This window comes from Lacrimispora amygdalina, assembly GCF_003432035.1.
Lineage (GTDB): Bacteria > Bacillota > Clostridia > Lachnospirales > Lachnospiraceae > Lacrimispora > Lacrimispora amygdalina.
This window is the reverse complement of the sequence record NZ_QOHO01000048.1, coordinates 1-15342: the sequence shown is the minus strand read 5'-3', so window position 1 is coordinate 15342 and position 15342 is coordinate 1. Positions and strand designations below refer to the sequence as shown.

Here is a 15342-nt window from a genome sequence, read left to right as displayed (position 1 = left end):
ATAATTTTGAATGGAGGACATGAGAAGTGAAGAAGATGGCAATGGTTTTGTTTATTGCAGTGGCTGCCTTAGTTTTTACAGGATGCAGTAAGAACACGGACAGCGGTGCAGCAAAGCAGGGAAATAAGGAATCATTGAACACAATCCGTATTTGGCATGATGGAGATAAGGGAATCATACAATTGATGGAAAATCGTTTGAATGATGCTTTAAGTGATGATGGGATCACCGTTAAGTTTGAGCAAAAGACCGGCTTGACAGATCAGATAAAACTATATGGAAGTGATGAGGTAAATGGTCCCGATCTGTATATGTATGCCCATGACTCTCTTGGAATGTTTGTTGAAATGGGAGTTTTGGCACCAATCACAGATGTAGTTGACAAAACCGTTTACGCCGATATGCTTCCCATGACACTGAAAGCAGGAAATTATAAGGATTCCCAATACCTTATGCCTGTCTACTTTGAAACACTGCTTTTTATTTATAATAAGGATTTGTGGGAGGGAGAAGTGCCTTCTGCCACAGAAGAACTTTATTCCTATATGAAAAGCCATACAGACACCGCTGCAGGAACTTATGCTTTAGTGAACCAGCATTCAACTGCTTATAATGTAGCTCCTTTTATTAATGGATTTGGAGGATATATTATAGATGAGCAGGCCAGGTCAGGATTGAGTGACGAAAAGACAAAAGAGGCAATTGAATATAATAAAAAATTTGCGCAGCTGGAAGCAGACGGGGATTATAATACGGTAAATGCCCTTTTTAAAGACAGAAAAGCAGCAGCAATTATTGGAGGACCATGGCTGATATCAGGAGTGAAAGAAGCTAAGATCAATTATGGAATAAAATCTCTATGTGATTTCACCCTTCCAAACGGTAATACACTGGTGCCATATTCAGGCGTTCAGGGTATTGGTGTTATGAAACATGCAGCTGAGTCCAAAAAAGAGGCAGTGGAAAAGGTTTTGAAAGAAATAGCAGATCCCCAGCTTGGAATTGAACTGGCAGAAAATTCAGGATGCGCACCGGCGAATCAAAAATCTTATAATGATGCATCTGTTGCAAAAGATGAAATGATAGCTGCCATGAGGCGGACTGCTGATATTGCTCAGCCAATGCCAAATATTCCCCAAATGAGCGTAATGTGGGGACCAACTGAATCACTTCTTGCAGCGGTCAATAAATCAGGAAAAGATTTAAACATTGCCGTTTATGAATATCAGAAAAAGGCAGAGACTGCAATCGCAGATATGCAATAAGGCTGTGTGCCTTAACATTTCCTTGTATGACCGGCTGACTGTTTTAAGCAGCTGGCTGGTCATACAAAAAAGGCATAGGATGTTTTACACAGATAGGGAGCAGGCAATTGATATGAACAAGAAAAACAAGATTATTCCATGGGAATATAGTTTTCCCTCAATTTTATTAATCGGGTTAATTGTGGTTTTTCCCATTATTTATACCATATATATTTCATTTACGAATATGAATCTGTATCACTGGACGGACTATGAATTTATAGCATTTGATAATTACAGACGTGCATTAACGAAACTGGATTCAGGTTTTCTGTCTGCATTGCTGACTACAATCATCTGGACCGTTTTAAATATGGTAATTCAGATTTTGCTTGCGTATTTTATTGCGTTGGGACTAAATGCAGACGGACTAAAACCGGCAAGGCTATACAAGACATTACTGATGTTTCCCTGGGCTATGCCCGCTTATATATCAATTTTATTATGGAGAGTAGGCATTTATAATCCCCAGTACGGCTTGCTAAATAAAATACGTTCAGCATTCGGGTTATCCAGCATGGATTTTTTATCTGAGAATATTCCAGCTTTTATTTCCTGTATGGTATTAAATTTGTGGATGGCGCTGCCATTTCTTATCATGATGATGGATGGAGCATTGCAGAGTGTAGATATCAGCTGTTATGAAAGTGCAAAATTAGATGGAGGCGGATGGTGGGCACAAAATTTATATATCACAATTCCATCGATTAAGCCTGTTTTAGCACCTTCCATCATTATGACAACATTTACCACCTTTAAGCAGTTTGATATTATCTATTTATTGACGATGCAAAAAGGTTCTCTTACAGGGGCTACTCTTCAAACCGTTATTACATATGCTCACCAAAATGCGTTTGTATCGAATAATTATGGGCTTTCATCTGCTGTTTCCATTGTAATATTTGGATTCATTGTTTTATTTTCTTTATTTGTCAATCGAGGTATCGGGGAGGAAGGAGCATGAAGAAAAAAACAGCAAAACGCATTGCCCGTTTAAGTATCTTAAATATATTTTTTATACTGCTGTGCTTTATAACACTGATTCCTGTTTTGTACGCATTTCTGCTTTCCATAAGCAGTGAAAGCTCTGCATTTGGAAGCGGATTTTTGTTTCCAGAGAATCCCACTTTAAAAAATTACGCAGCCATTATTCTGGAGGAGCCATTTTTGATATGGTTTAAGAATTCCGTAGTTCTTAGTCTGGGAACAATGGTGCTTGCGATGGGGACTTCCGTTACAGCGTCATATGCATTTTCCCGTTTCCGGTTTCGGGGAAGAAATGAAATGCTGAAGCTATTGTTAATTCTAAATGCCTTTCCCCAGATTTTATCCATGTTTGCTATCTTTCGATTATTTAAAAATATGAACCTGCTAAATAATTACATCGGATTAATCCTGATTTATGCAGGAAGCATGTGTATATTCAGCATCTGGAATATGAAAGGTTATTTTGATACCATTCCAATTGAAATTGAAGAATCTGCAAGAATCGATGGCGGAAGTTCGGGACAGATTATATGGAAAATTATATTACCCCTTGCCAGACCTTCTATTATCGTCACTGCGGTCATGGTATTGATCTTTGTATGGAATGAGTATCTTTTTGCCACTACATTTTTAATGAAAGAAGAAAATTATAATCTTGCAGGCGGGCTTTATCAGCTTCAGTCCAATGATTACAGCAGAAGCTGGTCCTTGTTTTCCGCAGCCGCAATTTTAGTATCGGTACCTATTTTGATCCTGTTCTTTGCCATACAAAAATATATGGTTTCAGGACTGGTAACAGGAGGAGTAAAAGGATAATGAAAAACAATATGGAAATAAATCGAGAGGCAGTCCTGCATATTCCGTTATCAAATTATGCATTTGCTGAATCTGAAACTAGATTGACAATAAGAATACGAACACAAAAGGACAACGTTACTGCTTGTACCCTATACTATGGTGACCGGGCTTGTACTGCCACTCCTGTTGTTTTTAAAGAAATTATGATGGAAATAAAAGCAAGGGATGAATTTTTCGACTATTTTGAAGCAGCATTTGAAACGCCGTTTTCCCGTGTCTGTTATTATTTTAAACTGCAAAATGAAGGGGAGTGGACATATTATTATTCAGAACGCTTTACAAAGGAACTTGCTGTAATATATTTTGAAGGGGAGATTATGGATGGAAGAAGTGAGTATTACCAATACCCCTACATATTAAAAAATGAGATACCAGATGTTCCAGCGTGGTTTAAAAAAGCAGTTGTGTATAATATATTTCCTGATAGTTTTGCCTGCGGGAAATATATTTCACCACAACACCCAAAGGATGTTGTTTTAGATAATGGAAAGGTTTGCAAATCAAGATTAGGAGGAACGCTGAAAGGAATCTTTGAAAATCTGGATTATATCCAGGGGCTTGGTTTTAACTGTATTTACCTGAATCCCATATTTGCAGGAGGAGAATATCATAAGTATGACACGATTGATTACTATCATATTGATCCTTGCTTTGGAACGAATGAGGATTTTAAACACTTAGTGGAAGAAATTCACAAACGGGAGATGAAGATCATTATAGATGGAGTGTTTAATCATTGCAGCTGGGAGTTTTTTGCGTTTGTAGATGTAATGGAAAAGGGAAAAGACTCAAAGTATAAAAACTGGTTTTATGAATTAAAATTACCTGTCCGCAGGCCGCAGTCAGAAAACGAAAAACCAGATTATGCCTGCTTTGCTTATGAACGTAAGATGCCAAAACTAAATACTTCAAATGAGGAGGTACAGGAATATTTTGCCAATGTAGGTGCTTATTGGATCCGCGAGTACAAAGCAGATGGGTGGCGGCTGGACGTAGCGAATGAAATCGACCGGAATTTTTGGAGGAGATTCAGAGGGGCGGTAAAAAGACAAAATAAGGAAGCAATACTCATCGGTGAAGTGTGGGAGAATGCAGAAAGCTGGCTTCGTGGAGATATTTTTGATTCAACCATGAATTATGAATTCAGAAGAATTTGCCGTGATCATATAATCGGTGATCATAAGAATGCTTTAACAGCTGCGAAACAGCTGGAACAAATGAGGCTTAGATATCCGACCAATCTTGTAAACGGACAGATGAATCTTTTGGACAGTCATGATGTGCCCAGGTTTTTATCACTTTGCAGGGGGGATCAAAGGAAATGGAAACTGGCTTGTATTTTGCTCATGCTGTTTCCGGGAGTCCCCAGCTTATTTTACGGGGATGAGCAGGCAATATGCGGAATTAAGGAAAATGAATATAGAAATCCCATGGTTTGGGGCGAAAATCCACAACTATGTGAATTTGTGCAAAATATGATAGAAATAAGGAAGAAATATATAGAGGAAAGTGCAACCTATGAAGTATTATGGAAAGATACAACGCAACAGGTATTTACTTTTGTGAGGGAAGGAAGAAAGGGAAGATTATTTGTTAGTCTGAATATTGCAGAGACCGGTCAGAAATGGAATAGAGAAGAGCGGAAAATAATTCTTGCTTCAAGTGATGAAGAGTTTCTTGAAGCTATGGGATACAAGATATATTTATAATTTATCAGAAAGCGGTTTTTTGCCATTTACAGGAAATTCTATGGCAGAGACCGCTTTTAGCAATTGTATTCATTAATTATGTAAAAGCGAAGCGGTGGTACATTTTATATGTTGTAAAGGATATTTTATTATGATAATATAGCAGTATTCTTACTGCGTTTCATAAGAAGCACTGCTTAAAAATGTTTCAGAAGCACTCGGTACCGCATAAAACAAAGGCTTTTCGTGGATTATAAGGTAACAATAATCCAACAAGCGGCGATAGGGGAGATAAAACTATGAATCCAATCATTCAGGTTAAAAACTTTACAAAAAGATACGGTGACTTTGTGGCAGTTAACGATATATCTTTTGATGTGGAAGAGGGCAGTGTATTTGCATTTCTGGGACCCAATGGTGCCGGAAAAAGCACAACCATTAATACGTTGTGTACCATTTTTGAAAAAACTTCCGGTACGTTATTGATCGATGGAAAAGATGTCAGCCGGCAAAAAAGTGAAGTACGGTCTGCAATCGGAGTTGTGTTTCAGGATTCGACACTTGATGCAAAAATGACCATCGAAGAAAATTTAAAAATGCATAGCGTATTTTATAATATTCCAAACAAAGAAGTGGAAGAACGTATCAGGTTTGTTCTGAACCTGGTGGATTTGACAGATGAAAGAAAGAAAATGGTTTCTGCTTTATCTGGAGGAATGAAACGGCGTGTTGAAATTGCCAGAGGTCTGATGCATTATCCCAAGGTTTTATTTCTTGATGAACCCACAACAGGTCTGGATCCCCAGACCAGGGCACATATATGGGAATATATTATGAAACTTCAAAAAGAGAGAAACATTACGATCTTTCTAACCACCCACTACATGGAAGAAGCCGAGATCTGCAATAAAATAGCAATCATGGATGGCGGAGTCATAGTAGCACATGATACGCCTTACGCGTTGAAGAAAAAGTATACGAAGGATAAAGCTTATATCAATACAAAGGACGAAGAAGCGTTTGAGAAACTGCTTGCAGACTATCAATTAAATTATTCAAAAAAGAATGGTTATTACAAGGTGGAGGCAGAATATCTGGACCGTCTGCTGGAGGTATTAAGCATTCATAAGGATCACATTACCAATATTGAAATAAAAAAAGGGACGTTTAATGATGTGTTTTTAGAGATAACAGGAAAAAAAATCAGGGAGGAGGGGTAATATGAATACAGTGTCCGCCTTATGGAAAAGAGGTCTAAAGGCTTTTGTACGAAATAAAACCGGGCTCATATTTTCATTGATATTTCCTTTTTTCTTTGTTTATGTGTTCGGTGCTATATTTAAAAATGATTTTATTGATAATCCCATCGCTTACATGCTTTCGGGAGTTATCATTACGACAGTATTTGAAAGTGCACTCAATCTTGCCTCTACCACAGTCGATGATATGGTCAGTGGGTTTATGAAAGAGGTACTGGTTTCGCCAGCGAAAAGAGTTTATGTTGCATTGGGACAATTATTGTCTGCGGCTACGGTAGCTACGTTGCAGGGTATTTTGATACTGATAATAGGTTCTTTTATAGGGATTAAGTTTACGAACTGGAGTACTCCTTTCTTAGTGCTGGTATCAATGATTTTTATCGGCATTGTATTTTCCGGTGTCGGGCTGTTTTTAGCAACAAAGGTACGCAACGGTCAAACGTTCCAGATCGTGAAAACTGCAGTGACAATGCCCCTGACGTTTCTTTCGGGCGCATATATCCCATTGTCCATGCTGCCGGTTTCGCTGAGATTTGCTGCCTACTTGAATCCAATGACCTATGCCACCGCATTTTTTAGAATGATAGTTCTGGAAAAAACAGATCTTTCTGTACCTGATCTGATAAAAGAAGGTTTGGTAGTTGAAATTAATGGTTTTGCAATTACTCCGTTTATGACATTTGCAGTTATTCTGGTCATTGGTCTGGTATTTCTGCTGCTGTCCACCCTATCTTTTGTTAAAACAGATTTTTCCCGCATGAATCGAAGTGCTACCGATGCGAATGCGCTTTGGGGATAGAATATGCAAACACCCCGATGACATCGGAGGTGTTTGCATAGTTAAATGTGATACATCATTATAATAACGGTTTGCCCATTGATACACCAAACGTATCGTCTGTATTTTCAATCGGAGACATATGAGCAGCAGAATCCTCTGCTACGACATTAAACCATGCTGACCGTGGCTGTGAACCATAAAGATCTATCAGTAAATGATCAGCATAAGCATTATAAAAATAGAAGGCATCACTCATAGAGGGGAATATGGAATTTATATTATTATTCATTTCCAATGCTGCGTTCGAGGAACTCCTTGAAGAATACCCGCCTATAATACCATCAAATAATGCGTGGCGGTCATAAGAATAAAGATAGCCGTCCTGACCGAAAATGCTGCTCCAATGTTTTACTAATTCACGAATCAGTTCTCCTTCATCAGAGTATAGAGTTTCATCAAAGAAGAAGCCTAAAACCAGCTTGTCTGTAAACTGCTCCCAATCATTTCCTGAAATAGGGGGCTTGTTTAAACAGGATCTTAAATAATCCATAATTTCTTTGCCTGCCCGGACGAATTCGGCTGTATTACTGCGAGTATGAGTTCCTGTCCCGCCATCTGGCAAAGGATAGTTCATGGTAAATGAGATCCAGGGATAATCGGGAATATGTTCAATCATCATATGACCGATTGCAGGCTGGTGCCCCTGTAATATATCTTTCATTTTCTGCAGAAAACCATATGCCAGAGTATTATATTTTTGAGTCTCATCTTTGCCTGTCATATTATTGATTACCTGTACAAGTGTCACATTGTTACAGGTTTCATTGTATCCGGAGAATAACTGATGCGCATAAGTGTCAGCAAATGTATGTAACCGTGAACCAATCAGCATTAAAGCATTCATTCGGTCTGTTTCAGTAGCTGCATTTATGAATTCATTTTTTGCAAAATTAAGATGATCTGAAATAATTGTTCCATCGTTTAATGTGGCTGGAAAGGTTCGATTGTCTTTTTCTGCCATGGATTGGTGCGTGGAAGGAATAAAATGAAATGGGGAAACGGTAAATTTTTGTGAACGTGGGGTAACAAGTGTAGCAAGATCCATCCAGTCCCAAAAGCCGGTCGTTACTGGATTGAAGTTAAATGGCGTTGTCCAGGATGAAATATACATATCATAGGGCGCCTGCTTTGCCCAGTCGGGCACGTTTGAATATCGTCTGTACAGGTAAGCATTGTAATCATCGATAAACTGTGAGAATACAGCGATTTGCTGAGCGGAACTCTCATCAAACCCTGCTTTACGAGCCAGTGTTTTTACAGCAAAATAATGGAAACTTATATTCATTTCATGAACCTCCTTCCAGATTACCCCTTTTTCTTCCAGCCTACAATGTTAATATATACATCATTGTAATCGGCGTCTCCGGCATCCTCAATGCAGATGGAATATACATAACCCACAGTCTTAGCACTTGTATCAGTGATTGAACCGCTTGATGTACTTGATCTCAGCTCCTGAGCTGCATCATAGCAGGTAATAGTTAATACAAGATTTCCGTCACAGTAATCCCAGGTAGACTGAGAGATTAACTGGAAAGTAGGACTGTAATTTGATTTGTTTGCGCTAAAAATCACAGTATTTCCAGCTTTTAACGTAATGTTGTATGTATACATGCATTGCGTGGTAACTGTCCAGGCCAGAAAGTAACCTGGTTTCATTTCTTCAAGATTAAATGTTGACGTTTTTGCCATATGGATCTCCCTTCTTTTGGTTGAACTGCCTATAACAAATATATGTTTATAGGAGTTTGGCGAATGCGTTAGTAGTGAATTATTTTTTTGCTATTTTGATTAACCAGAGCTCATTTGAAACCTCCTACGGGAAATTTTATATGCATTTAAGGCTGACTATTATGTACATACTTATATATATTTAAAAAAAACTCAAAAATGCATTGCGTAAAGGAAATGCAATCACTTGTTGACGAATCTGTTCTGTATTACAATATGGAACCTTTGTTTCTAAAAAGGGAATGTCTGAAATGGCAGATTCCTTTTTTTTGTTTACTTCATATAAAAAAAGATGTATAATAATATCATAATAATGATATGAAAGGAAGTGCAGGATATGATTATTAAGCCATCAGCGGCGTTGAGGAATGATTATACATCGATTTCCAATTTGGCAAAAGATACAAAAGAACCTATTTATATTACTAAAAATGGCGAGGGCGATATGGTGCTGATGAGTATAGAAGCATTTGAAAAACGGGAGCAGATTTTGGAACTTCGGTCCAAAGTGCTGCAAGCAGAAGAGGAACGTCTTAGTGGAGCCAGAACAATGAGTATTTCCGATGCCAGGAAAGCATTAAGAGAGCGTTTAAATGAAGTATAGGGTGGAAATTCTTCCCACTGCCTGGGAAGATTTAAAGAAAATTGAAGATTATTATACAGTGCAGTTTAATATGGAAACGGCATTGAAAGTAAGTGATCATATTTTAGATGCTATTGAGCGTTTACAGGATTTCCCTGATTCTGGATCTTTGACACCGGATTCATGGCTTAATGAGAAAGAATTCCGAATGGTAATTTGTGAAAAGCATGTAGTAATTTATAAGATAATTGAAACATCAGCCTATATTTATCATATTGCAGACACAAAAACAGAATATACAAAATTGTTTTATTAAAATTACTAACAGGCCCTTTTGGTAAAAAACGGACGAATACCGCCGCTTTTTTCTCCAAAAGGGTCTCTTCTGTTGACAGCCATTAAATAAGGGAATAAACTGAGAGAATAACTAACGGAGTTTTACAAATTTTACCAAAGGAGAAGATGATATGAAAAAAACATGTACGGTTGCAGTGTTGGTAATGTTAATTTCTCTCGGTTTAGGCGGGTGCGGTAAGAGCGTCAGCAGTTCGGTACCTGAATCAGAAAAGCAAACAGAGACGGTCCGGGAAACGAAGACAGAAGAAAAATCAGAACCGGAAACAACAAAGACGGCGGCACAGACGACAGCACAGGCTGCATCAGAGGCGGGGAAAACGGATTTAAACGGCCATACGCTCTCGGTGTACTGCGGTGCAGGTATGACAAAACCATTTCAGAAGATTGCCGATACATTTAAAGAGCAGACCGGATGTGAAATGGAGATCACCTTTGCGAATGCAGGTCAGATACAGACGCAGATCAATACTGCAAAAGAGGGCGATTTATTTATTGCAGGTACCGCAGATGAACTGAAACCGGTGAGTGATGTGGTCTCAGCCAGCAGAGAATTAGTGAAACATATACCAGTTCTTGCAGTAAAGAGCGGAAATCCCTTAAAGATTACAAGGCTTGCGGATCTGGCAAATAAAGATGTGCGTCTTGTTTTAGGTGATGCAAAATCAACCCCCATTGGTAAAATCTCAGATGAAGCCCTTACAGATGCCGGAGTGCTTGATAAAGTGAATGTAATAGCGAGGACAACTACAGCACCGGAAATCTTTAATGCTCTTACCGTAGACGAATGTGATGCCATAATTGTCTGGAAAGAAAATGTAACGGATTCATCTGTTGAAATCGTGGATACAGAAGAAATGCTTAAATACATTAAGACCGTTCCAGCCGCTTCCCTTTCGTATTGCGATGACACAGAAGCACTTACTGCTTTTCTTGATTTTCTGGATTCTGATACCTCTCATACAATCTGGGAAAAATTTGGCTATGAAGTGATAAAAAAGTAAATACCATAAGGAGAAACATTGAAAGACAGACATTCCTACAATATCTTTGACATTCTATCGATTATGATAACCGCAGGCATTGTGCTGTTTATTTTATTTGCGCTCCTTTCCATTATAATCGGAGGGTTCCCTTATTTGAAGGAAGCTCTCCGGTCAAGGGAGGTTCGGTTTTCTGTTGGTTTGAGCATTTATACTGCAAGCATTTCCACCAGTATTTGTGTGCTTTTCGCCATTCCATGCGCATATGGGCTTACCAGAACAGCCATGCCGTTTAAAAAAGCGTCTCAGATTATTATCGAGATGCCGTTAGCCCTTCCCTATCTGGTACTGGGACTGTGCCTTTTGGTAGTATTCTCCTCAGATGCTGGAAAGGTTTTAAAGAATTTGGGATTTAAGGTTGTGTTTGACAGAAAAGGGATCATTATGGCCCAGCTGACCGTAAATCTGCCTTTTGCAGTAAGACTTATGAAAAATGCCATGTCACAGATCGATAACAGGCTTGAATTTATTGCCGGTACACTGGGGGCTTCCCGCTGGGAACGGTTCTATACCATACTTCTTCCCCTGTGCATGCCATCAATTGTTACGATGATCGTGCTTGTCTGGTCCCGTGCGCTTGGAGAATTCGGAGCAACGCTGATGCTGGTGGGCGTGACACGAATGAAAACAGAGACATTGCCGGCAAGCATTTATTTAAATATATCTACCGGAGAGAATGGCATGGCAATGGCCTGTGCCATCATTTTACTGATGATTTCAGCAATGTCACTGGCTGTTACTACATTGCTTGGAGGTATTTCCAAACAGCACACTCGTATAAAGGATGTGAATCAATGATGGGATCAGCGATTGAAGTAAAAAGACTTTTCCTGAAAATGGGTGATTTTCAATTGAAAAATATATCCTTTGATATTCATCCAAAAGAAATATTTGCCATACTTGGAAAAACCGGAGCAGGAAAGACTCTGCTTCTGGAATCAATAGCCGGTTTTTACCGGAGCATGGAAGGAGGTATCTTTCTGGAAGGGAAGAATGTTCTTGATATTCCGCTGACAGAACGTAAAATAGGATTTGTCTATCAGGATTACGGTCTCTTTCCCCATATGACAGTCAGAAAGAATATATCCTATGGCTTAAAAATGCAGAAGAAGTCCAAAAAGGAAATTGCAGAGAAGGTGGGACACATGGCTGAGATTATGTCCATATCCCACATACTGGAACAGTATCCGGACACATTAAGCGGAGGAGAAAAGCAGCGTACTGCTTTAGCAAGGTCCCTGGTATTAAATCCAGGCGTACTTCTCCTTGATGAGCCGTTTTCCGCTTTGGATCCCGTAACCAAGGCAGCCATGTACAAAGAACTTTTAAAAATCAATGAACAATTTGACTGCGCAATTTTGTTTGTGACTCACGATTTTACTGAGGCGCAGAAGCTCGCCCGCAGGATCGGAATCATGGACAAAGGATGTTTAAAAGCAGTACGTAACAGTGTTGAGCTGTTTGATTATTATCAAAATGATGAATTAAATCAGTTTTTTGGTATCATGAAAGGAGATTGCGTATGAACCAGAACGAGTTAATGGATTTGCTAAAGGATAAGTTTAAGGAACTGGTTGAGGATAACAGCCTTGCCATGGATGAGGTACATATTGTGTCAAAAAGTCTGACGCCGGAAGAAGCAATCGGGAATACCCGGAGAAAGGATTTTCCAATTCTGACCGGCCAGGAAGTGATGCTGCAGGCAGAATATCAGGGGGCCAGAGGACAGGCATTTACTGATGCGCCATCGGAGTTTAAAGGCACACTCAGGGATATTCTTTCACTGGATTTAGACAATGATCTCCATAGCCGCGGCCTTTTTATTGCAGCAATGAATGCAGTGATGGCAAAACTGGGACTTGTGGAACATACGGTTCACTGTCGTACGGAGGAACCGGAGAATTGTGCCCGGGAGATTCTTGAGACTGTTAAAAGAGACTATAAAGATAAAAAAATCGCCCTTATCGGATATCAGCCTTCTATTCTGGAAGCGTTATCCAATAATTTTACAGTCCGTGTCCTCGATTTAAACCCGAAAAATGTAGGCCAGATCCGGTATGGGATAGAAGTGGAACACGGAATTGACGATTATAAAGAAGTGGTGCTTGACTGGGCAGATGTTGTTTTATGCACAGGCAGCACGTTGTGTAACGGAACGATTGTTCAGTATTTTGATATTGGAAAAAAAGTTATATTTTTTGGTATAACGGTTGCGGGAGCAGCGAAGCTGCTGGGGCTGAACCGGTTATGCCCGTGTTCCGCTTAATGCCGTACAAGCACTCATTGCAGATACCTGATATGTTTGTTACATTTTCCCTTGCAGGTATCTTAAATAGTATTCTAAAAGACCAGGCATATGCTGTTAATATTATTTTAAGGTATACAGGGGTGGCAGTGGCTGTATTTATGATGATATACATTTTTTATTTTGTTATCACTTTTATTACTTACAGGAGGGTTGCTTTGCGGCACAATAGATGATAAGTTAATAAGATGTATATTCTATTCTGACATGAGAGGGGAGAAATAAAATGAGCAAATACAATGCCTTATGGGAATACGTCCAGAAGAAGGGCAGTCCGTCATTCAAACTGACGTTTGATGAAATTGGTGAAATTGCAGGAATCCCGCTGGATCACTCTTTTTTGACATACAAGAAAGAATTAGCTGAATATGGGTATCAGGTAGGGAAGATATCTATGAAAGAAAAGACTGTTATCTTCAATATTTTATAAGCAGGGGGAAATTAAATGAAGTAAATTTGCTTTGACATTGGTGAAAAGTTATGATATTTTATATTGTACAGGCGGTGATAAGATGACCAAAGGTCAAATGGAGGCTAAAATCAGTGAAATAGTTAGTAAGTTTGAGATTGAATATATGGGAAGAGGACCAAAAACAATTAAGACATATATTATTAATGATATGATCATTGTCCGACTGACTGGATTCCTAAGCCCTTCCGAACAAAAACTAACTGATAATCCCCAGGGAATTGAACTGTTCAAAAAAGTTCGCACTTCTTTATTTGAGGGTGGAAGAGGATATTTGGAGACATTAATAATGGATTTTATTGATGTAGCCATAGTCAGCACTCACTCTGATATTAGTACAAAGACAGGTGAAAAAATAATTGTTATTACCGTAGATAAAAATTTAGAAGAAATTACAAAATAAAGTAAATAACGGAAGACAATGCAAAGTGGAAGCTTTTCCAAGTTGTTAGTAAGCCGATATCCATATTTTAATGGGTATCGGCTTTTCTTATTTTAAAGGAGGATTATATGAACAAAAAAGTAGCAGTAATTATGGGCAGTGACAGTGATTTGCCAGTAGTAAAGGGTGCCATTAATAGCTTAAAGCTGTATGAGATACCTGTTGAAGTACATGTGATGAGTGCACATCGGACTCCGGAAATAGCCTGTGAGTTTGCTAAAAAGGCACGGGATAATGGTTTTGGGGTTATTATTGCAGCAGCAGGAATGGCAGCACATCTTGCGGGTATACTTGCAGCACATACAACACTTCCTGTTATAGGAATTCCTTGTAAAGCTGCATCGTTTGATGGTCTTGATGCGCTGCTTTCAACCGTTCAAATGCCAAAAGGAATCCCGGTTGCAACGGTAGCTGTTAATGGAGCGGAGAATGCCGGTATATTGGCAGCACAGATATTAGGCGTATATGACGAAACTATTTCCAATAAACTATCCATGATAAAAGAAAAGATGGCGAATGAAGTCAAAGAAAAAGATGAGAAGCTTCAAGTTGAAATCTGGTGGAAAATGTAATGATAAGAATGAGTCATGCCGGGAATAACAGCAGCGGATAATACAAATAATAAAATAGGATTGAGAGGTATATGTATGCAGGATTGTTTATATAGACTGAACTTACCGGAATACGTAATTGAGATATTAAAAGCTTCAAAAGGTGTTACTATTCCCAAAACAAGAACTGAATTATTTGAACTTGCAATGGGTGACAAAACAAATGCAATTTTTAATGTAGAGTATGAGGTTAAAGGCATTGGAACTGTGTTAGAGGCTACGGTTACTAAATGTAAAAATGGTGCTGTTGTAAATTATGTTGATGACTACATGAGACGGCGTGACCCGGATTGCCTTTTGGTAGCAGATAATAAAGACACAGATAAACCGAAATATAAAGACGTTTATAAAAAGGATTTTAAATCTGTGAGATTGGAAACCTTTGAATGGTTGAAACAGCAGGAACTTATTTTCTTGCCTTTTAAATCAGGAGGAATTGAATACGGATATGATTCAATATTGATTGCTCCGTTAAATGCAGGTTTTTTTGCTGCAGGACTTGCAGATTTACAGGGATTTTTAAATATTGATGATGTTGCAGATACGTTCCACCCACGTGCAGTCATATTTCTGGCACCACCTTTTAGACATACACATTTTGAAGGAAAGCAGATTGTACTCCATAATCGTTTAGATGGAATTCATGAGGTGTATTCCTATAACCTTTATCCAGGTCCCAGTGCAAAAAAAGGAATTTACGGGGTTCTGCTAAATATTGGAGAGGAAGAAGGGTGGATCACTGCACATGCATCTACAGTCAAAGTAATTACTCCTTACGATAATGAAATTGTAATTATGCATGAGGGAGCTTCCGGCGGGGGAAAAAGTGAAATGATTGAAGATATCCATAAAGAGATGGATGGAAGA

18 protein-coding genes are annotated in these 15342 nt (G+C 38.8%); 16 read left to right on the top strand and 2 right to left on the bottom strand.

The window, feature by feature from the left end; genetic code table 11:
• The first annotated feature begins 35 nt into the window (after positions 1-35).
• The 6 genes from DS742_RS15160 (at position 36) to DS742_RS15135 (ending at position 6895) form a co-directional block, all read left to right on the top strand.
• Positions 36-1265: an extracellular solute-binding protein gene (locus DS742_RS15160; protein ID WP_117417838.1), complete on the top strand. Its 1230-nt coding sequence runs from the start codon at positions 36-38 to the stop codon at positions 1263-1265.
• Positions 1266-1377: 112 nt separating this feature from the next.
• Positions 1378-2268: a carbohydrate ABC transporter permease gene (locus DS742_RS15155; protein ID WP_117417837.1), complete on the top strand. Its 891-nt coding sequence runs from the start codon at positions 1378-1380 to the stop codon at positions 2266-2268.
• Positions 2265-3107: a sugar ABC transporter permease gene (locus DS742_RS15150; RefSeq protein ID WP_117417817.1), complete on the top strand. Its 843-nt coding sequence runs from the start codon at positions 2265-2267 to the stop codon at positions 3105-3107. Before DS742_RS15155 ends, DS742_RS15150 begins: the two co-directional genes overlap by 4 nt.
• Complete coding sequence (locus DS742_RS15145; protein WP_117417816.1) at positions 3107-4858, top strand: glycoside hydrolase family 13 protein; 1752 nt, start codon at positions 3107-3109, stop codon at positions 4856-4858. The genes DS742_RS15150 and DS742_RS15145 overlap by 1 nt, the downstream gene beginning before the upstream one ends.
• Before the next feature lie 278 nt (positions 4859-5136).
• The gene (locus tag DS742_RS15140; RefSeq protein ID WP_117417815.1) at positions 5137-6057 is read left to right on the top strand and encodes an ABC transporter ATP-binding protein; all 921 of its coding nucleotides are present in this window, start codon (positions 5137-5139) and stop codon (positions 6055-6057) included.
• A 1-nt stretch (position 6058) separates the two neighbouring features.
• On the top strand, positions 6059-6895 hold the full coding sequence (locus DS742_RS15135; RefSeq protein ID WP_117417814.1) for an ABC transporter permease: 837 nt from the start codon (positions 6059-6061) through the stop codon (positions 6893-6895).
• A gap of 58 nt (positions 6896-6953) precedes the next feature.
• Here DS742_RS15135 and DS742_RS15130 read toward each other — a convergent pair whose 3' ends face one another.
• Both DS742_RS15130 and DS742_RS15125 read right to left on the bottom strand, forming a co-directional pair.
• Complete coding sequence (locus tag DS742_RS15130) at positions 6954-8222, bottom strand: DUF6765 family protein (RefSeq protein ID WP_117417813.1); 1269 nt, start codon at positions 8220-8222, stop codon at positions 6954-6956.
• Between the two features lie 20 nt (positions 8223-8242).
• Positions 8243-8629: a fucose-binding lectin II gene (locus tag DS742_RS15125; RefSeq protein ID WP_117417812.1), complete on the bottom strand. Its 387-nt coding sequence runs from the start codon at positions 8627-8629 to the stop codon at positions 8243-8245.
• A gap of 376 nt (positions 8630-9005) precedes the next feature.
• Here DS742_RS15125 and DS742_RS15120 point away from each other — a divergent pair, with 376 nt between their 5' ends.
• From DS742_RS15120 to DS742_RS15070, 10 genes are all read left to right on the top strand, one after another.
• On the top strand, positions 9006-9272 hold the full coding sequence (locus tag DS742_RS15120; protein WP_117417811.1) for a type II toxin-antitoxin system Phd/YefM family antitoxin: 267 nt from the start codon (positions 9006-9008) through the stop codon (positions 9270-9272).
• Positions 9262-9567 carry a type II toxin-antitoxin system RelE/ParE family toxin gene (locus DS742_RS15115; protein ID WP_117417810.1) on the top strand — a complete coding sequence of 102 codons (306 nt, stop codon included), beginning with the start codon at positions 9262-9264 and terminating at the stop codon, positions 9565-9567. Before DS742_RS15120 ends, DS742_RS15115 begins: the two co-directional genes overlap by 11 nt.
• 151 nt (positions 9568-9718) lie before the next feature.
• Positions 9719-10609, top strand: coding sequence for a molybdate ABC transporter substrate-binding protein (modA, locus tag DS742_RS15110; protein ID WP_242996493.1), 891 nt, complete (start codon positions 9719-9721; stop codon positions 10607-10609).
• A gap of 18 nt (positions 10610-10627) precedes the next feature.
• On the top strand, positions 10628-11446 hold the full coding sequence (locus DS742_RS15105; protein WP_117417809.1) for an ABC transporter permease: 819 nt from the start codon (positions 10628-10630) through the stop codon (positions 11444-11446).
• Positions 11443-12174 (top strand): ABC transporter ATP-binding protein, encoded by a 732-nt coding sequence (locus tag DS742_RS15100; protein ID WP_242996492.1) that lies wholly within the window; start codon positions 11443-11445, stop codon positions 12172-12174. The genes DS742_RS15105 and DS742_RS15100 overlap by 4 nt, the downstream gene beginning before the upstream one ends.
• Positions 12171-12914, top strand: a complete 744-nt coding sequence (locus tag DS742_RS15095; RefSeq protein ID WP_117417808.1) for a Rossmann-like domain-containing protein — start codon at positions 12171-12173, stop codon at positions 12912-12914. The genes DS742_RS15100 and DS742_RS15095 overlap by 4 nt, the downstream gene beginning before the upstream one ends.
• Positions 12915-13179: 265 nt before the next feature.
• Complete coding sequence (locus tag DS742_RS15085) at positions 13180-13383, top strand: hypothetical protein (protein WP_117417806.1); 204 nt, start codon at positions 13180-13182, stop codon at positions 13381-13383.
• 82 nt (positions 13384-13465) lie between these two features.
• Positions 13466-13825, top strand: a complete 360-nt coding sequence (locus DS742_RS15080) for a Na-translocating system protein MpsC family protein (protein WP_117417805.1) — start codon at positions 13466-13468, stop codon at positions 13823-13825.
• A gap of 107 nt (positions 13826-13932) precedes the next feature.
• Complete coding sequence (purE, locus tag DS742_RS15075) at positions 13933-14436, top strand: 5-(carboxyamino)imidazole ribonucleotide mutase (protein WP_117417804.1); 504 nt, start codon at positions 13933-13935, stop codon at positions 14434-14436.
• A 15-nt stretch (positions 14437-14451) separates the two neighbouring features.
• A partial coding sequence (locus DS742_RS15070) for a DUF4914 family protein (protein ID WP_242996491.1) occupies positions 14452-15342 on the top strand: 891 nt, incomplete at its 3' end.